Source organism: Rhizobium sp. CB2179, from assembly GCF_057653455.1.
The window spans coordinates 2744498-2762421 of record NZ_CM172781.1 but is presented as its reverse complement, the minus strand read 5'-3'; the positions used below and the strand labels follow the sequence as shown (position 1 = coordinate 2762421).

Genomic DNA, 17924 nt, shown 5'->3' with positions numbered 1-17924 from the left:
TATGAGAAGTTTTAGAGCTTCCTGACGTAGCGCGCCAGATCAAGAGCGTCCCTGAGGGCTGAAAGGTCCGTCTTGTCGTCATCGAACTCGTCGTATGGCCAGACGACGATCCGGCTCACCAACTGCTTGCCCTTGAGCATTTGCGCGATAAATCCGCCACCGACACAGCCATCTTCACCCGTCTCGATAGCCTTGTTCTTGTCGACCCGAAGGAATGCCGTCCGACCTGGAAAGTTATGACCGGGGAGGCAGATTTCGGTAGGCCGATCCGTCGTGCCGAAGACCACCATGACACGCTCGAATGCGTCGTGCGCCTCGCAGTTCTTGTTGTCGTTGATGAGATCAATTTTGCAACCGACGACCCAGATAACGCCGTCCTTTATGACAGTGGCGCTCTTGTCCGGCATAATCCTATATTCGGCTCCGCTTGGAGTCGTGCCCGTCCGTATGCCCTTCTCAACGGTCCGTTCGTTTGAGTACCAGCCGTCCGCCAGGGCGGTCCCGGCAAACAGTGTCACCGCTAGAATGGTCGCTATGTACCTCATCACTATAGACTGCATTCAGCGACGCTCGATCCGCTGGTCGGCGAGACGATGCGCAGCGTCCAGCCCGGCTCGAAGCTCGCTCCGACCTGACGCATCTGGCTCGCCGCCCCCTGGCAGAAGGTCCGCGCTTCGCTGGAAATCATGTTGATAGTCATGGTCACAGTATGGCCGGAACCGGAGACGTTGCAGATCATCGGGATGTCCGTGTTTTCCATGGCGCGGCACATTGCGTTGGCGTGCTTGACGCTGTCATCGGCATGGGCGAGCGAAGGAATGGCCAAGGCGGCCGCGAAAATGAGAAATGACTTCACCAATAACCCCCCGAAATAGTATTTGCCATAAGGTTCTAGGCAAACAGTGGCTGCGTCGCCAAGTCCAACTTTGGGCGGAGCTGGCGAATCCCCATATAAACAAGCGTCCGCCGCCGCGCCTACTTCACAGACGGGCCCGGGAGATTCCAATGTCGCCTCTGTCGCCCGACATCACGGGCGAACGTCGCTGATGATCGTCCGCTGCGGCGTGTTGGCGATCGAGGAGGTCGAAGAGGGCAGCAGCATCGAGCTTGAGAAGCCAGCGCCGGGTGATATTTTCGGCGAACGCGCCGTCTTGACGGGCCGCGAACTTTGCGAAGGCTGGCTCGGGCTAAGGGAGTGACTTCAAGGCCTCGTGTATCTGGCTTACTACGGCCGCACCGTCGCCGACCGCCGCAGCAACGCGTTTCGTCGATGCGGCGCGCACGTCGCCGATGGCGAAAACGTTGGGAACATTTGTTTCGAGAGGAAGGGCCGCTCGACCGACGTGAATTTCCGTCTCGGGCTCAAACGCAGTCCCCGTCAGCACGAAGCCTCGGTTGTCAGTCCTGACCTGCGTTCCCAGCCAGTGCGTGTTCGGGTCTGCTCCGATGAATAGAAAAACCCGCCTCAGATCGATCTCGCTGTCTAGTCCAGATTTGAGGTCGCGCAGGAGGGCCGTGACATTTGCCTCAGGTCCCGCAGCGAGCGAGACGATTTCAGACTCCACATGTATCACGACGTTCGGGATCGCGGCGATCCGCTCGATCAGATAGGCGGACATGGTCTCCTTGAGATCCCGCCTGACGACCAGGTGCAGTGTCTTCACTTTTGGGGCGAGGAACGCCACCGCCTGTCCGGCAGAGTTACCGCCGCCAATCAGCGCTACCTCAGCATTCTCGCATAGCCTGGCCTCGATCGCTGTAGCCCAGTATGAGATAGCGGCCTCGAACCTGTCGATGTTCTCAATATCAGGCTTGCGATACCTCGCTCCAGAGGCGATCACTACGGTCTTCGCAGTGACATCCTGATTTCGTGCACGAATGACTATGGGACTGCGGCGATCTGCTGGCTGCGCCTCCAAGCCCTGGACCTCCAGCGGCAGCGCTATTTCAACACCGAACTTCAAGGCTTGGTTGAACGCCCGGCCTGCGAGCGCCTGACCGGAAATCCCTGTCGGAAAACCGAGATAGTTCTCGATGCGCGCGGACGCTCCTGCCTGTCCGCCGATGGCGCGTTCATCGATCACTATCACGCTAAGCCCTTCGGAAGCGGCGTAGACGGCGGCCGCCAACCCGGACGGGCCCGCGCCGACGATCGCCACGTCGAAAACCTTGGCGGGATCGAGTTGAGGAGAAATCCCAACACAGGCCGCGGCTTCTACGTCGGAAGGCTGCTTGAGGACAGAGCCGTTCGGGCAAACCATCAAAGGCAGGTCATCGTCCGGGATCGCAAGACGCTGGACCAAGCTTCTAGCTTCCGGGTCTAACGTGGCGTCCAGGACAACATGCGGGAAGCCGTTCCTGGTAAGAAAACCCTGCAACCGCGTCAGTGCTGCGTTCCCGGCGTGGCCGATCAGGACCGATCCCGCGCCCCCGCCGTCAATAAGGGCGACGCGCCGTAGGATGTACGCCCGCATGATGATTTCGCCGATTTCGGCGGACCCGATAATCAGTGCCTTGAGGTGGGTGGCGTCGAACGCCATGGCAACACACCCGTTCGCGCCCGCGCAGCTGCCAGCGAGCGCCGGTCGGCCCGATAGCTGAGTTGTCTCCCCGGAGAAATGGCCAGGGCCGTGTGTGACGATGGAGACGTCGCCGGACAGGCCGTCATGGCGGAACACCTCTAGCTCGCCCTCGAGAATCAGCCACGCAGGCACGTCTCGGTCGCCGATGGCCGAGACGTGTTCTCCGCTTCCGAAGCGGCGAGGACCGCTGCTAGCAAAGCGAGTCGCGGTCTTCATCTGCTCTGCCGTCAGTACGGGGAAGGCTTGTTGATGTCGCGGACTTTGATCGGTGTCTGCGGTCATTTGCGGTGTCCTCAGTAATATCGAGGAATCGGGCCAACATGCGGTGTTTGATCGGGTAGCGTAACCACCTTATCATCCACGTAGCACCAGCCCCATCCTTCAGGTGGGTCAAAGCCTTCGATTATCGGATGACGGGTCTCGTGGAAATGGGCGGTAGCATGACGGCCGACCGACTGATCGCAACATCCAACGTGACCGCACTCTCGGCATAATCTCAGATGAAACCAAGCCTGGCCTTCTTCGAGGCACTCTTCGCATCCAAGCGAACGGGGTGTGACCGTTTTAATCAGTCCGGTATGTGTACAGTTGGTCATTTATCCTCCGCGGATAGTTAGGCATCGAGGGTAGCGAACCTTTTGGGGCTGCGACAGCTCTAATCAACGCGACGTCTTTGGAGCAGGCACTTCGACTGGTGCGATCTTCGCGTGTCCTTCATGGCCGATACCGTGTTCCTGGAGCCAGTAGCCGCATGCAACGAAGATCGATCCGCCAACGATATTGCCTGCGGTAACCCAAAAGAGGTTCCGGCATGCGTCAATGACGGTAATGCCGCTGTCGCCGCTCGACATCAACGCAAGGCTCAAGGTGAACATGTTCGCGACAGAATGCTCGAACCCCGCAGAGACGAAGATTGTTATCGGCCAGAATATGAGGAAGATTTTTGCGCTCGCGTCGCTCGTTCGATTGCACATCCAGATGGCTAAGCAGACCAGCCAGTTGCAGAGGACGCCTTTGAAAAAGAGTTCGCTCCCCGGTGCCGAAATTTTAGTTCCAACGGCTGCCACGAAGTGCTCGCGACCATCCCCGAGGAGGACGCCGCCGCCAGTGGCTTTAAAGAGTGCGGCCAAGGTTACTGCGCCGACGAGATTGCCCAGCCAGGTGGTTGCCCACACCCCAAGCAACTGTGAAAACGTGGCGCGCCGCGATAGCACGGCCAGCGGCATGTACATGGCTGTCCCGGTAAAGAGCTCGGAGCCGGCGAAAATCACGATGGTCAGGGCGGCGGAGAACACCGCCCCCGAAACCAGTCGGACCCAAGCCGCGTCGACATGGGCTGTAACCGAATACATTATGATGTTTCCGAAACCGATGTAGGCCCCCGCCATGACCGCGCCGATGAAGAATCCCACCATGTTCTCGCGAATGCCGGTTACCTTGTGTTCCCCAGCTTCCACGAGCGTCGCGATCGTCTCTTGGTACATTTTGGCATCCTCTGCTGAAGACACACTGGTACCACGCCGGGGCAGGTGATCAATTATACCGCGGTATGGGCAGGTTGAGTCGCCGACAAATGCGGAGGCCTCGCAGGTCCTCTTCGACTGCGGCTCATTTCGGCTGATGAGGTCTCCGGTCTGAACTGCCGCCGCAGCTACCGTTTCTCTGTAGATCGATCCTGCTGTCTGGCTCCATGTAGCCCGCGAGCTATAGTACTTGGAGGTTTGAGCGCTGCGATCTCGCAAGCCGGCTCACTTCGACGACCATAAATTTAGGCATCGCCCCGCGCTCGAGAGCGGAGCGATGCCATTTCATGCATCAACGGTCTAGGCCGCGGCGAGCCTATCGGAAATCTCCTGGATTAGTTTCCGTACCTCTGTATGGGTTCCCGTGTCGTGAATGCCGTTGTAGAAACGGGAGTTTCCATTCCAGATGCTGCCTTTCGTGACGAACATCACCTGACCATTGAAGAGCCTAACCACATTCCGGGCGGTCGCTGTCATTTCATCCTCATCCAGGCTGCCGTGCTCAACGTAGTCAGCACCCCCGAGATCAAGCACTTCTTCCTGCCTCCGGCGGCGAATCCGGTCGTCGATCTCCTCATCCCTGTCAATGGAAGGTGGCAACTCGGCAAGTTCGAGCATGAGGAACGATTGAGCAGGATCGGACGCCAGCCGTTCCAAAACCAGTCGGTGTGGCTTGGCGATAATCGCCGTTCCTGTGAAAACTCGGAATTCGATGCAACCCCGTTCAGGGCTCTTTCTGACCGACAGGAAATCAAAACCACCTCCTGTTGGGAAATGGGAGTGGTTTTTATTGGACCCCATAAACGGCGTGAGGATTCTCACGATATCGTCGATGTTGTCCCAGGTCAGTGTTGCATCGCCATCTGGTGCAAACTGATTGATCGTGTCCACCCACAGAGCGCGGGAGTGAGTTTGAAAGTCATTGGTTGTCATACGTGATTGGGTCCTTGCATTTTGGAGGAACGCAGGCATTTTCCCAGGGGAAAGGCTGCGTCTGGCGTGTAGAAAAGTCTGGTAGCCGGCGACGCGCGCTGCCTCGTCGAGTGCAGCCGTGTGTTTCACCGCCTTTTCGGACGCAATCCTCTTAGCAAGTCTCTTTATCCCCTCGATGGTCGAGGGACGAACCTGTTTTGTCGGCATGCCGATTCTCCTGCTCTACCGAGTGTCGCCCGCTTCACTCCCGAGCCCGAACCAGACATGGACGGGGTCGTATTTCTGACAGTGCCGCTAGCAGCTTTGCGTTGACGGGCGTCTGGCTCCTGTCTTGAGCCAAGACCAAGATGGTGGGTTCGATTGATTTTGGCAAGAGTGCGGACGTAGGGCCGCCGACCGGAAGGAGCTTGTGCATGCGCGGTTGGGAATGCCGTTGCCGTTTTTGGCGATCAAGCAGGCGGCTGAAGCGCGGGCCGAGAAATCGCGGCAGAAGGATACAGTTAGGCAATGTCACCTCGGCTGACAGCCGTATCATGAGAGGGTTAGCTCCAGCTCGACAACCGTACCCGAGCCAACAACTATATTTCGTGCGGCACTTCGTTGGATGCCATCAATGGTCCCCTGCGCACTAACAGAATGCGTTCCAGAAATCAGACCACGCACTGCAGCGGTCTTTCCCGTGTGAAGCTCTGGACGACCCCCATTGACAGTAAGTTTCCATCCACTCTGGGCCTCATCTGCATTCGTCACGGTCACGTTTATTGCTCCGCTTCGTGCTGTTTCGGATTGAGCTCGAGCACCTTTATCGATTTCGGCGAGTGCAGAAGTGAATTCCTGTACCCAGCTTTCTGTTTCCATTTGAACTGCTTGGCCAATCGCTGTGCAAAACCTTCTGCACGCTTCAATTCCGTCTTGGACCTGTGCCTCATTCGGCTCCACAATGGTAATCACCGCCCGTCGCGACTGCCATTCAATGTTAAAGTCATGGGCTAAGCTCTCCAACTTCATTGCTGTAGTGAGATATCTCATATATCCAGACGAATATCCGAAGAGCCGATCGATCGCGACTGCACCGGCCGCCAAGACAAGCGCGATTGATGCCCAAAGTGGGTTAATCGCTGGCATGCCGTTCGATTCGCTAATCTCGCCAATAAGTGGGACTAGCCCGGCGATCAAGGCGAGGAGAAGGGCCAAAAGTCGGGTCCCACGCGCGCCCAAGCGCTTCCATCGTTTTCGGCTTAAATACCAATCGACAGCGAGTTCAGCATATGCAAGCGAATATTCAGAGAGTTGTTGCAAGGACCCGGAAGCGTTTCCTTGGCCCCACTCAAGCTTCGAGAGCGGATTGAAGCGAATATCGCGGCTGGTCTTCGGCACGTCACCATTTACAAGATCGCTCAACTATAGTCTCCTCCCACATCTTCAAGCGGAAAAACTCCGAAGAGAGATTCGGGTGTGGTAAGCGAAGGCAATTCGCCCTACGATCGCGAACGCCTAAACTCCCACGTACCCGACGACATCTCTTGTCGCTCGGCTCCTGAACCCCCCCAGCGCTCTCGGCATATTTCCAAGAGCACATCCGGCAGTGAATTTGGTGAGATTCCCTGCAATACCACTGGGCCGTAGTCGTGCGATGCTGAACGGCCAACTAAAATGTCGTTTGGCGGCGGGCCTTCGTCGGGGCCCATATAACCTCGCATGTGAAGTGTGAAGGATTCACGATCGTCGATCCAAGAGCCGACGGTGTTCAATGAGTACGGCCCTGAATTAGATAGAACGATGTTGAGCCTCAGCGGCAGCCCTCCTAGTTGCAGGAGCTCGCTTGCTGCGTGAGCTTGGGTATCGAATGACGCGACGCTAAGACCGTCTGCCATCCTATCGCACTGCTCAAGAATCCAGGACTGCCAATCGAGTTTCGTCGTGTCGACAACAGCGTTGTCTCTTGCTGCTCGAGTAGCGTCGCCCGCGATTAGACCAGCGAGTTTATTGATGCGAGTTGATAGAAATGGTCCGACTAGTATGGCGCAGCACAGGCTCTGGGCCACAAGAAGGAGCTCGCACTGCATGAATTCAGCAGGAAAGAAGCCCAGCCGGCCCAAAGGTTTCGACTTCGAGGCGTCAGTTAAAGCATAAATCGGGCGCATGGCCTCGAACATCCACATGCTCTCCTTCCTCTTTTTTCTCTTGGTTCTCGTCGTTCGGTCTCCCATCCAGCCGTAACGGCCGTTAAGTCTTTCGAAGAGGTCGTCAGGCTCTAAGTTGATCCAGTCGTTCGCTCTGATCACCTGCTTCTCACATTTGGATGTCTTGAGTACCAAGTCGACAGGAAGAGCTGGCGCGATTCTGCTCAGCAGAACAGCGAAACCCTCATCTATCGTTATTTGCGAGATTAGCGTGGCGCGATTGCGTTCGTCGGCGGACTGAAGGATGCGCAGGACAGTTTTCTCATCGATGAGCACTGAGACGCGCGTACTGTAGCCTTTCGGTCGGCTCTCTTTCGCTGACAGCAGCAGGACAGGACGGGATTTTAATCCATCAGTGAAACGAAGCGTTCTGTAGTCATCAACTCCAGCATCGAATAAGCGAGTTGTGATACTGATGTTATCGCTCAGCATAAATACAGAAAAGAATCCGATACCAAATCGCCCTGTTGAACGAAAGGTTTTGCCAAAAAGCTGTGGAAATTTTTGAAGTGCGTGAGGCGATCTCCAGAAGCTTTTTCCAAAGCTCAACAGGTAAGTGGTTAATATTTCTTCATCCATTCCGATGCCGTCATCCGACACCGAAAGTGACCAGCCGCCGGCGGGGTCGACAGCGAGTTCGACTTCTATCTTTCCGATTTCTTGGTTGTCTTCCAAGGTCCGGCGTGCGAGTACGGCGTCGACGGCGTTCTGCAGAAGCTCTCTCACGGGGGCTGTGAAATCGTTTCCGTAAAGCTGCTCTCCTCCTAGACGGCGTATCATAATAGTTGGGTCTTCGATCTTGACAGCGCTGTCGATCGGTCGCCATCCGACAACTTGCAAGCACCGCGAAAATTGGGCGGGCGATCTGACGTTCTGCACGCCTCGCGCCCGGAAGCGCTCAGCTTCCGATCGTCGATCTCGAAGCAAAGCATCTGCTGATGCAAGTTCGTGGTCAACACTACGCAGGGAGTCGTACGCTAGCCACCACGCGTCTGCCTTGTCGGGCGGGAACGGCTCATGGGCCTCATATCGCAATGCATTTGCCTTTTCGATGAACAATGGCCGATTAAGCAATGACTGGAACTGCCAATGAGGCAGAGACGGGCCAGAAGGTCTGCGGAGAGCAGCGACGGAAACGGGCGCGCGGCGATCATCAAGATGAGCGGCATCAGCGGTTCTGAGAAGTAACGCCAGTTTCAAGACATCATAATTCCAAGCTGCCGGCAGCGAGGTGGGTGCTCCAACGCGAGCTTCATCTCCGAAGAGAGCGTCGACGGACGCGATTGGACTGCCATGAAACGCGGCAACTCGGCCAATTGACGCGCCGAGGACGTTTCGTAGGTCGGCATCTTCGATCAGAAGGAATTGCTTGTCTTCCCAAGTCCATGCCTTCGATACCAGGCTCTCCGCCATGGCCGCGTGTCGCTCGCGGAGCATCGCACTGACGGCGGTGTCCATGACTTCGGTTGGCGGATTGGCGATATCGCTGTCGCTAGGTTCACGGCCCGTATACTGAGCGAACGCCTCCATCAGGTGGGCGCGCCAAAAAAACTCATCACGTTGCAGCGCCTTGATGCCACCAACAGCGGGTAAGGCCATACCCGCATCGTGAACGAGAAACGCTGCTCCGAGAACAAACGCTTCTACAGGGTTCAGGGGGTAGCTCGGGCCAGCGATTAGCTCAGAATATTCCCATAGCGCGTCCGCGTGTGTTATGTCGTGGACCGTGTAATGCGCAAGATGCGTCTTGATCTCACCAAGCACGACGCTGGCGTTCTCTCGGGCTCTGAGTAATGCACCACTCAAGCGCAACCGAGCGGCGGCTTCTTCGCCGGTATCCCCTTCTCGGCTGCCGAACGCTCCACTCCAGAGCTTTGTCGATTGAAAGCTCACAGCTCCACCTTGCGCGAGTAATCACTTTTCATTCGAAGTGCGCGGAATCCGGCCGCGCGTCGCAGCGTCTTCGTGCGAAAATGTTTATCCGAGAACGATGGCCCAGGTTTTTGGACCGACAATCCCGTCTCCTACAAGCTCGCGGGCGCGTTGAAAGGCTCTTACTGCAGCCTCCGTAGCGGGCCCAAACCTACCGTCGTCCTCGACGCCTATTTTTCTCTGAACAATCCCCACGTCGTCGCCGCGAGCGCCCCGCTTCAAGGTGGGCTTTCCCGTGACTGCGTCTGTTGCCGGGATCAGCGGACGAGTTATTGCAACGCCGCGCATGATGTCGCCGACAGCCTCGCGGAAAGAATCCATATCAAATAAGGGGTCTACCTTGCGGCCTGGAGGAAGCGCATATTCGCGATGGCCACAACACATTTGCGTGCTCGCGCCAATATGTTTGAGGATCGCAGCGACCCCTCGATGATACGCGTCCATTTGAACGTCAGGCCAACTAGCACTTCTGGTGCCGGCGTTTTCCGCTTCGATACCGATGAAGCTCGTGTTCCCGGTGCTCAGCCCGTCCCACCGCCCTCCGCCGGCGTGGTTTGCGCGCCCTGCGGCGACGACGTAGTAAGTTCCGTCCTTACCGATTCCGAGCTGCGAAAGCGGGCCTGGAAGAGGGCGACCGCCGCCGCGACCCGCCTTGAGCGCCCCCAGCGACGGCATATTGCCCGGACCTGAAGACCCTGTGTGGTGACACATCACGCCGCGGATTCGGCCCATTTCTCCACGGCCACGGTTCGCCCATCCCTCCACCTCTGCAACTTTCAATCCCGCTTCGCGGAGTACTTCTGGCAACCAGATCAGCGAATATGCCATTTGCGTGTCCTTGATGTCCCCGCGTCAATTGTGGTCTGCTGTGTGGATTAAGCCGCCTTTTCGATACCCCCCGATGCCTCGGGCAGCTCGACATCGTCGGTTAGCTCGTCAGCGTCCAGCTGCGCATCGCAAAGGCAATTATCGACTTCATCATCGACGCCGTGAATATGGGCCATTCTTGGTTGGCCTGTTGTTTGCTCTGTGGCCTTCGTGCCGCGGGGATTTTGCTCGTTTGCCCCCTCGTTGGTCCGGGTGGTTGGCCTCGCGCTCGGGTCCGGGCTGCCGGTCCGCCCGCCCAGAACAGCGGTGCTGAGAAAGTCACCCACCAAACGTTCGGCAAATCCCCCCAAAAATGCGATAAGGATTGCGGCGTGTACCGCAGGGGTTCCTGTTCCATTCAGGTCAATTTTCGCAGTTCCGAGCTGGAGGCTTACCAACTCGGTCTTGAACAACGAGAAGAGAATGATAGCGGAGACTGCTCCGATCATCACCCTGAGTACAGCGTCAAGTACATTATCGCGCAATTCGAGATCAGTCCGGATTTCACGTGTTCTGATCCCAAGCGCAATCGAGAAGAGCGCACCAAGGCAACCAACACTTGCCGCAAGCCAGATACTGTTTCTCCCCACAAAACCTACGAAAGAGGTCGGGTTACTCCATCCCTCGAGTCCGGAAAGCCCCCAGAAAGCCGCAAAAATAACGATGGCAGCAAGGGTGGCAACTAACATGTACCATGCTCGGCCCATAGAAAAACGTTGCGCAAGAATATCTGCCTTAACAGCTCTAAGCAATTCTTCTGCATGCACTTGGTCGCCCTGAAGGGCTACGGTGAGCGCATCAGCGGTGCGGCGATCGAACCTTTTCGCCTTCGAGACATTGTCAACAAGTGGGACCTTTGATGGCGTGCGCCAACTATCAATACAGCCATTAATCTCGCCGCGTACAGGATTGAGCGGAGACAGAGCAAGACGTTGCTCACTACCCAACGTTTCGTCATCAGCGAATTGAACCATCACGCGATCGTCGGTGCCGTATACCGCGTATGTGTTGCTGACTTTGCTGTAGACGCTCCGGATATCTGCTCCGGTGAAGTCTTTTTGTCCCTCGACAATCTCCGCAACCTTGGAGCCGCTCATAACTCTGGTCCCCCGCAACCATTATTTAGAATGTTCTAAAATTTGGTCGGTGGCAATAGGAGAAAAATGCAACTTCGGGAACAAGGGGAAATTCGGGCGGATTTCCAGTGAGAGCTGACCCGGCGTTGCAGTCAGTTCGCTCCTCTCATCCGAATCGGACGAGGTAAGCGATCGTCCTTCGGGTAAACTGCATCATTCCAGTTGTATCTGAACCGAGTGAAACGAACCAAAATCGCGTGCCCTGTAACTTTCTTGGGGATTTCCAGAACAAAACGAGAATATAGGCTGGCGCGGGCGAGTTGTAGCGGCTACGGAAGTAGGCCACAGATGAGGCTCTGCATTGGTCTATCGATTCCTCCACACGGCCGACATTCATCTCGATTCCCCGCTGCGTACGCTGGCGTTGCGAAACCTTGAGCTTTCCGAATTGATCGGTCTGGCGACCCGGCGCTCGTTCGTTCGGATCATCGATCTTTGTCTCGAAGAACAAGTGAACGCGCTGGTTGTAGCCGGAGATCTCTACGACGGCGAGCAGACGTCGATGAAGACGGCCCGGTTCCTCGCCGAACAGCTTGGACGTCTGCACGAGGCGGGCATCAGGACGTTCATCATCCGCGGCAATCACGATGCGCTGTCGAAAATCACGGCCGAGCTCGTGATGCCGGAGACGGTGAAGGTTTTCGGTGCCGTGGCGGAGGCAGTTGCCGTCGACAGCGATCCAGGCCATTTCCCCGTCGCAATACACGGGATGAGTTTTGCAAAGCCGCATGCTCCGGAAAGCCTCCTGCGGCATTACGCACCTCCGGTTCCGGACGCCGTCAACATCGGCATCATGCACACCAGTCTTGGCGGGTCGACAGGACACGATCTCTACGCTCCATGTAGCGTACCGGACCTCCGCCAGACCGGATTCCGTTACTGGGCTCTCGGACATATTCATAAGAGATCTGCTATCGAGGATACGTCTTCCGCGATTGTCATGCCCGGGATACCGCAAGGGCGCGATATAAACGAGGACGGTTCCAAGTCCGTTTCGTTGGTTACGGTCAGGGACGACCGTTCGATCGTCGTCGAAGAACGCCACACGGCCATCGCCCAATTCGAGAGACTGGTTGTTGACGTATCGGAAGCAGTCGATTGGAGAGATCTGGTCCTCAAAGCAAACGGTAAACTGAAAGATCTCTCTTCGGCGAAATCGGCCGAGCATCTCGTCGCCCGCGTCGAACTAAAGGGATCCAGCGAGTTCGCCTGGCTCATCCGACGAGACGCCGATCTCCTGCGGACCGAACTCGAGACACGTGGCTCGGACATCGGGAATGTTTGGATCGAGAAACTGGTCACATCACCTGTCGCATCCCGACGCGAGGAAGCACGGTCCGGCGCGCTTGAAGAACTCGCGTCGATTGTCGACGGCGAAATTCGCGGCTCGACCTCTTATCTCGAAGAGGTGCGGTCGATCGCCGACGAAATGCGGACCCAGCTTCCACCAGAGCTTCGCGATATGTTCGGCAAGGACGAAGCATCGTTCGAAACCCTGCTGTCGCAATTCGCGAAGGACGGCGCGTCGCAGGTGTTGGCGCGCCTGCGCGGTGGCGAAGGAGCATGACGTGCGCATCAATCGTCTAGATCTCACCCGATACGGCAAATTCACCGACGCTTCCATTGACTTCGGGCCGCGTCCCGTCGCCTCGCCTGACCTCCATGTGATCTACGGCCCCAACGAGGCGGGAAAGTCTACGACGCTCGATGCGATCCTCGATCTGATCTTCGGGATCGGCAATACGACGAAATACGATTTCCAGCATCCCTATAGTACCATGCGTTTAGGCGCGAACGTGCATGTGGCGGGTCAGGAACGGGACTTCGTTCGCATCAAGCGGCCGCAGAACAGCTTGCTCGATCGCGAAGAGCGTAGCGTGGCCGACGCCGAGATAAAGGCGGACCTCGGCGGAATCGACCGCGACGCATTCTCGACAATGTTCTCGCTGGATGACATCACGCTCGAAAAAGGCGGTGAGAACATCCTGGCGAGCAAAGGCGATCTCGGCGAACTGCTTTTCTCCGCAAGCGCGGGTTTGTCCGATCTGAGCAGGCAACTCCTGGCAATCCGCGCCGATGCAGATGGCTTCTACAAAGTTCGCGCGCGCAGCGGCCTGCTGAGCGATCTGAAGGCCCGGTTGACCGAGCTGAAGCAAAAACGCGACGAACTCGACCTCAAGGCTAATGAGTATCACAGGCGGGTGGCTGAACGGGGCCGCCTTGACGATCTCTACGACCAGGCGCTGGCGGAGCGTGCAAATACGCAGCGGAGAACGGACGATATCAATCGCATTCTCCGTGCACTCCCGACAATGAGAAGGCTGACCGGATTACGAGACCAGCTTGCAAATCTCGAGATCGTATCCGAGGCACCGGAATCGTGGAGACTTGAACTACCGGATATCCGCAGGAGCGGGATCGAAATCCACGTCAAAATGGACCAGCTTTCCCGCGCCATTTCAGAGATCGAGCGGGAGATCGGTGAGATCGCGGATGACGAGGTCGCCCTTCGCCTTGCGGCACGTGTTGGCGAACTCACGAAGATACAGGAACCAAGGTATATCACGGCGCAGGCCGACATCCCGAAGCTCACTGCCCGGGTAGCCGAACTTTCCGTCGAAACCCTACTCCTGCAATTAGGCAAACCGAACGAAAATTCCCCAGCCCGGCTGGTCCTGGATGCGGCCACCGTCGGCAAACTGAGGGCTCTTATCCAGTCGAAATCAGGCATTGAGGTGCGTCGTGCCTCTGCGATGGAAGAATTTGCCAAGGCAGAGCGGGCGCTTCAGGAAGAGGGCGAGAAAGTCTGCCGTTTCGATGAGTTCCGTTCGCCGGCCCGGGTCAAAGCATTCGAACTGCTTTCCGCGACAGTGAAGGCACTGCCGAAGCACGACGACGGGGCTGCTATTCGTTCCTTGATGCGGCGGCGAGAAGCTACGGAAGTCGCTTTGAGGGAAAGCGTGGCGCAGCTCGCTCCCTGGCGCGGCAGCCCGGCCGAGCTCGCGGTCATGAGCACACCTTCTCCTGCAAAGCTCGACGATTGGAAAGCGCGTTATAGAGAGACCAGAGAGAAGTTGAAGGCAGCGCGGTCTGAACTCGATCGCTTAGAGCCGGAGAGCAGAAGGCTAGACGCGGAGATCAGTGTCGTCCGCGAGAGGGCAGGAGAGATCGACGAACCTTCGGTCGCCGCGAGCAGGGCGGCTCGCGATAAGGCCTGGATTTTACATCGCCAGACCATGGACGCGAAAACGGCCGACAATTTCGAAAGCGCCATGAGGACGGACGACCAGCTCGTTTCGCAACGAATTCTGCATTTCGGGGAGGCGACCAAGTTGGCGCAGCTGATGCTGAATCGTGCATCGGTGGGATCAGATATTGATACAGCGCAGGGACGCCTAGAAGCGGCGGAATCTTCGCTCGCCGAACTCGCGACACAGATGTCCGGAACCTTGGCATCGATATCTGGAGACAGCGATTTCAGCTCCGATCCGGCAGACCTAGAGGAATGGTTTCGCAGAAGGGCGGCTGCCCTGAGATGGCGCGATGATCTGGCTGCCATCGACCAGGAAATCGCCGACATCCGCGACAGGGCCGAGCAGTCGAAAAAACAACTGCTTGCCGCGATGAACGGGGCGGGCCTTATATGCAACCCTGACGCCGACCTGGGAACGCTGTTCGCCGCTGCCGAAGAAGGCTTGGATGACTTCAACCTTGCGATGGATCAGGCCGAGGACCTTGAGCGGCTAAAAGAAGATAACGTCGCACGCGCGCGTGCCAAGAGCGAAGCGCTGAAAGCCGCCAACGCATGGGACGAAAGATGGTCCGAGCTCTGCGGCAGTTGCTGGCTGGGGGAAGCGACGCCGATCCCGGACGTAGATGCCGTCAACGGAATTCTCCACGTTCTTGAAAAGCTCGCCGCTGCTATCGAGACCAAAGCCGGGCTCGTTGATCGGATCCAGAAAATGGAGAACGACAGGGCCCTCTTCGAAGCGTCGGTCTTAGAATTCTGCGACACCTTGGAAATCCCGAGATCGGCATCCCTCACCGAGCTCGTGCGGAGGATATCCGACAGGGTTAGGGCGGCAGAGCGGGGTCAGGAACAGCGGAAAAAGCTATTGGGTGATCTCGATAAGAAACGCGAGGACGAACGCACGCTGCTTGTCGCCAAGGAAGTGCTCGACGCCCGGATAGGCAAGATGGTCGCGTTCTTCGGATGCGCCACCATGGATGAGGTCGAAGCCTATATCGATCTGTCTTCGAAGCGACAGGCTCTGCGGAACTCGATTGCCGAGCTGGAGCAGGAACTGGTCGAGATCGGTGGCGCGAATGACATCGCCGAGATCGAGGGGCGGCTTGCACTGGCCGATAGAGAGACGTTAGAGGGCGAGCTCGCATTGTTGGCCCCAACCCTGGAGGACCAGGATAAGAAGTGCCATGACGTATTTCACGAGCGGTCGACGATTCAGAAGGCACTTGATGCCATCGGCGGCGATTCCGTTGTGGCGGAAATAGAAGAGCAGCGACGAACCATTTTGCTCGAAATCGAAGAACGAGCTGGACGCTACCTCGAACTACGCGCGGGGATAACGGCCGCCGAGCAGGCTTTGAAGCTCTACAGGGACCGACATCGCAGCGGGATGATGACGAGAGCCTCTGAGGCATTCAAGACTATCAGCCGCGGAGCCTACACAGGTGTCGCAGCGCAGCCTAGCAAAGACGGCGAAGTACTGATCGCGTTACCGGCGAACGGCGGTTCGAAGGCTGCCGACCAGCTATCCAAAGGTGCGCGTTTTCAGCTCTACCTCGCACTGCGGGTGGCTGGCTATCACGAGTTTGTCGCTAATCGCGCTCCCGTTCCTTTCATTGCAGACGACATCATGGAAACTTTCGATGACTTCCGCGCCGAGGAAGCCTTCAAGTTGTTCGCGGAGATGGCGCGATACGGGCAGGTTATCTACCTTACCCATCATCAGCATCTGACCGAGATCGCAAGAAAGGTATGCCCGGGCGTCAGACTGCATAATCTGGAAACGATCGAATCGGCGCGTGGCCTCACTGGGATAGCGGCGGAATAGTTGAGGCGCTGTTGACCGAAGCCCCGTGTAATCTCAGCGAATAAACACTGGACCATCCGAAGATGCCATGATGATCGAGCATTTTCTCGCTTCCTGTCTTTCCTCCATGTGCATCTTTGATTGCTTCGCCACAGAGTGAATTTCTATAGGTCGATACCTCGTGCGCCGGCGCAAGAAAACTTCGGCGGATTCCTTAGCATGTCGCGCAATGGCCAAAGGGCAACGAGTGTAGTTTCTCAAAAATGAAGTATCGGTCTGAAAGTCAAGGGATCTGTTTGCGAGGGGATTTGCTTTGATTTCATTCATCTGAACTCGGCGCTCGATGTTTTGCTACCGATCTTCTTTCGTTCCCATTGAATTTTGTATAAAGTTGTATTTAAATCAACAAGCTACTTTTGGGCGAGGGGCGATCATGTATCGGTATTTTCTTGCGATGGCATTGTTGCTCGTGTTCGGGCTCGACGCGCAGGCGAGGGTCCTAACCGTCTCTAGTTGGAACCTTGGCTGGCATATGGACCTCGCGACGGCCAACCGCTGGATCGACCTCTGCAATAAGCGATACGTCAAAGACGCGGCCGCCGACGTTTGGCGGGAAGGATCCGGCCCGGATTCCAAACCAGGATGGTTCGTCGACGCCTTCAAAATCCAGGGGTGGGATACCGCACAGTACCCGGTGTGCAATGTCTACCGCGACAGAGACAACGACGTGGTTTTCGTCAAGCCCGCCGGCTACGAGAAGCGGCTTGCCCAGGTTTCGAAGTACATCGCATCGTCGCTCCCCGCGGACATACTTGCGTTCCAGGAAGTCAACGGCGAAGATTCCGTCCGGGAAATCCTTCCGGACAATGGCACCGACTATGATTTCTGCGCGATCTCCGGCTACAAGGTCCAACGGATCGTCATCGCCTGGAAGAGGTCTTTGGGACAGAAGGTGTCCTGCGACATCGAAGATGCCTTGAGCCTCCCCAATAACCCGCCTGACAAGCAACCCCGACCTGGACTTGCACTCTCCCTCAGCATCGATGGGGTGACGTTACGTGTTTTGTCAGTGCACCTGAAGTCGAGGTGCGTGTCGCCGTTCGACAATGGAAACCTTTCAGGGGGCGGCGATCATTGTCCGATCCTCCAACAGCAGGTTGGTCCTCTGGAGAGTTGGATCGAGCGCGTAACAGCGAATGACGGGAAAGTCATACTGCTGGGCGATTTCAACCGAAATTTCTGGCACGAGCTCCGCGATCCGTCGCCCGTCCGGTCGGACGGTGGATCGCCAGCAGCACCGCACACACCATCGTCACTGACGAACTCCCTGATCGAGGACGTATTCGACGGCTCGCCCGCAGCGAGCACGATGCGGATGCTCGAAGAGCGCTGCGATACCAACGCAATCGGTTCGCTGCTCTGCGACGTCAGCGAAATCCGGCCTCTGGATCCGGCCGAGCGCGCCATACTCGGCTCGCCGAATTATCTCGGCTGCACTAACGCAGTTGGTCTCGACCACGTGTTCATAGGAAGCGGAATAAAGAACCCGTTGCCTGCCGAACACCGTAGCATCGGCAAGTTCGGAGGAAGCGTCGCCGGTTCCAAGCCCGACGGTAGTGATCAGCTTCTTTCAATCTCGGATCACTGCCCGACGGTGGCATTGATCGAATTCTAGGCCGCTAACGGCGGTGCTTCAGTCTGCAGTCTAGATTCT

General features: G+C 57.1%; 14 protein-coding genes. 4 read left to right on the top strand and 10 right to left on the bottom strand.

Features of this window, described 5'->3' with window-relative positions:
- Positions 1-11: 11 nt before the first annotated feature.
- Entirely contained in the window at positions 12-560 is a 549-nt protein-coding gene (locus AC244Q_RS13905; RefSeq protein ID WP_128406224.1) for a hypothetical protein, read from the bottom strand.
- Positions 548-856 (bottom strand): hypothetical protein, encoded by a 309-nt coding sequence (locus AC244Q_RS13900; protein WP_128406225.1) that lies wholly within the window; start codon positions 854-856, stop codon positions 548-550. Before AC244Q_RS13900 ends, AC244Q_RS13905 begins: the two co-directional genes overlap by 13 nt.
- 190 nt (positions 857-1046) lie before the next feature.
- Here AC244Q_RS13900 and AC244Q_RS13895 point away from each other — a divergent pair, with 190 nt between their 5' ends.
- Entirely contained in the window at positions 1047-1199 is a 153-nt protein-coding gene (locus AC244Q_RS13895) for a hypothetical protein (RefSeq protein ID WP_164902296.1), read from the top strand.
- On the opposite strand, the gene AC244Q_RS13890 is transcribed toward AC244Q_RS13895, so the two are convergent.
- The 8 genes from AC244Q_RS13890 to AC244Q_RS13855 all read right to left on the bottom strand — a co-directional run bounded on the left by AC244Q_RS13890 (position 1188) and on the right by AC244Q_RS13855 (position 11117).
- Complete coding sequence (locus AC244Q_RS13890) at positions 1188-2864, bottom strand: FAD-dependent oxidoreductase (protein ID WP_128406226.1); 1677 nt, start codon at positions 2862-2864, stop codon at positions 1188-1190. The two genes, AC244Q_RS13895 and AC244Q_RS13890, sit on opposite strands and share 12 nt — an antisense overlap.
- Positions 2865-2875: 11 nt before the next feature.
- Complete coding sequence (locus tag AC244Q_RS13885) at positions 2876-3178, bottom strand: UBP-type zinc finger domain-containing protein (RefSeq protein ID WP_128406227.1); 303 nt, start codon at positions 3176-3178, stop codon at positions 2876-2878.
- A gap of 63 nt (positions 3179-3241) precedes the next feature.
- Positions 3242-4066: a formate/nitrite transporter family protein gene (locus AC244Q_RS13880; RefSeq protein ID WP_128406228.1), complete on the bottom strand. Its 825-nt coding sequence runs from the start codon at positions 4064-4066 to the stop codon at positions 3242-3244.
- Between the two features lie 339 nt (positions 4067-4405).
- Positions 4406-5245, bottom strand: coding sequence for a hypothetical protein (locus tag AC244Q_RS13875; protein ID WP_128406229.1), 840 nt, complete (start codon positions 5243-5245; stop codon positions 4406-4408).
- A 324-nt stretch (positions 5246-5569) separates the two neighbouring features.
- On the bottom strand, positions 5570-6439 hold the full coding sequence (locus AC244Q_RS13870; protein WP_128406230.1) for an SLATT domain-containing protein: 870 nt from the start codon (positions 6437-6439) through the stop codon (positions 5570-5572).
- Positions 6440-6516: 77 nt separating this feature from the next.
- Positions 6517-9114 carry an HD domain-containing protein gene (locus tag AC244Q_RS13865; protein ID WP_128406231.1) on the bottom strand — a complete coding sequence of 866 codons (2598 nt, stop codon included), beginning with the start codon at positions 9112-9114 and terminating at the stop codon, positions 6517-6519.
- A gap of 84 nt (positions 9115-9198) precedes the next feature.
- Positions 9199-9981 carry a peptidoglycan recognition protein family protein gene (locus tag AC244Q_RS13860; RefSeq protein WP_128406232.1) on the bottom strand — a complete coding sequence of 261 codons (783 nt, stop codon included), beginning with the start codon at positions 9979-9981 and terminating at the stop codon, positions 9199-9201.
- Positions 9982-10028: 47 nt separating this feature from the next.
- Positions 10029-11117: a hypothetical protein gene (locus tag AC244Q_RS13855; RefSeq protein ID WP_128406233.1), complete on the bottom strand. Its 1089-nt coding sequence runs from the start codon at positions 11115-11117 to the stop codon at positions 10029-10031.
- A 340-nt stretch (positions 11118-11457) separates the two neighbouring features.
- Here AC244Q_RS13855 and AC244Q_RS13850 point away from each other — a divergent pair, with 340 nt between their 5' ends.
- The 3 genes from AC244Q_RS13850 to AC244Q_RS13840 all read left to right on the top strand — a co-directional run bounded on the left by AC244Q_RS13850 (position 11458) and on the right by AC244Q_RS13840 (position 17885).
- Positions 11458-12723 carry a metallophosphoesterase family protein gene (locus AC244Q_RS13850; protein WP_128406234.1) on the top strand — a complete coding sequence of 422 codons (1266 nt, stop codon included), beginning with the start codon at positions 11458-11460 and terminating at the stop codon, positions 12721-12723.
- Position 12724: 1 nt separating this feature from the next.
- A complete protein-coding gene (locus tag AC244Q_RS13845; protein ID WP_128406235.1) occupies positions 12725-16231 on the top strand; it encodes an AAA family ATPase in 3507 nt (1168 codons plus the stop codon).
- A 412-nt stretch (positions 16232-16643) separates the two neighbouring features.
- Entirely contained in the window at positions 16644-17885 is a 1242-nt protein-coding gene (locus tag AC244Q_RS13840) for an endonuclease/exonuclease/phosphatase family protein (RefSeq protein ID WP_128406236.1), read from the top strand.
- The last annotated feature ends 39 nt before the right edge of the window (positions 17886-17924 follow it).

Bases quoted from the DNA above. Each gene is read 5' to 3' on its own strand.
- AC244Q_RS13895 (WP_164902296.1), top strand. From the start codon at position 1,047: ATGATCGTCCGCTGCGGCGTGTTGGCGATCGAGGAGGTCGAAGAGGGC.
- AC244Q_RS13890 (WP_128406226.1), bottom strand. From the start codon at position 2,864: ATGACCGCAGACACCGATCAAAGTCCGCGACATCAACAAGCCTTCCCC.
- AC244Q_RS13905 (WP_128406224.1), bottom strand. From the start codon at position 560: ATGCAGTCTATAGTGATGAGGTACATAGCGACCATTCTAGCGGTGACA.
- AC244Q_RS13875 (WP_128406229.1), bottom strand. From the start codon at position 5,245: ATGCCGACAAAACAGGTTCGTCCCTCGACCATCGAGGGGATAAAGAGA.
- AC244Q_RS13860 (WP_128406232.1), bottom strand. From the start codon at position 9,981: ATGGCATATTCGCTGATCTGGTTGCCAGAAGTACTCCGCGAAGCGGGA.
- AC244Q_RS13885 (WP_128406227.1), bottom strand. From the start codon at position 3,178: ATGACCAACTGTACACATACCGGACTGATTAAAACGGTCACACCCCGT.
- AC244Q_RS13840 (WP_128406236.1), top strand. From the start codon at position 16,644: ATGTATCGGTATTTTCTTGCGATGGCATTGTTGCTCGTGTTCGGGCTC.
- AC244Q_RS13855 (WP_128406233.1), bottom strand. From the start codon at position 11,117: ATGAGCGGCTCCAAGGTTGCGGAGATTGTCGAGGGACAAAAAGACTTC.
- AC244Q_RS13880 (WP_128406228.1), bottom strand. From the start codon at position 4,066: ATGTACCAAGAGACGATCGCGACGCTCGTGGAAGCTGGGGAACACAAG.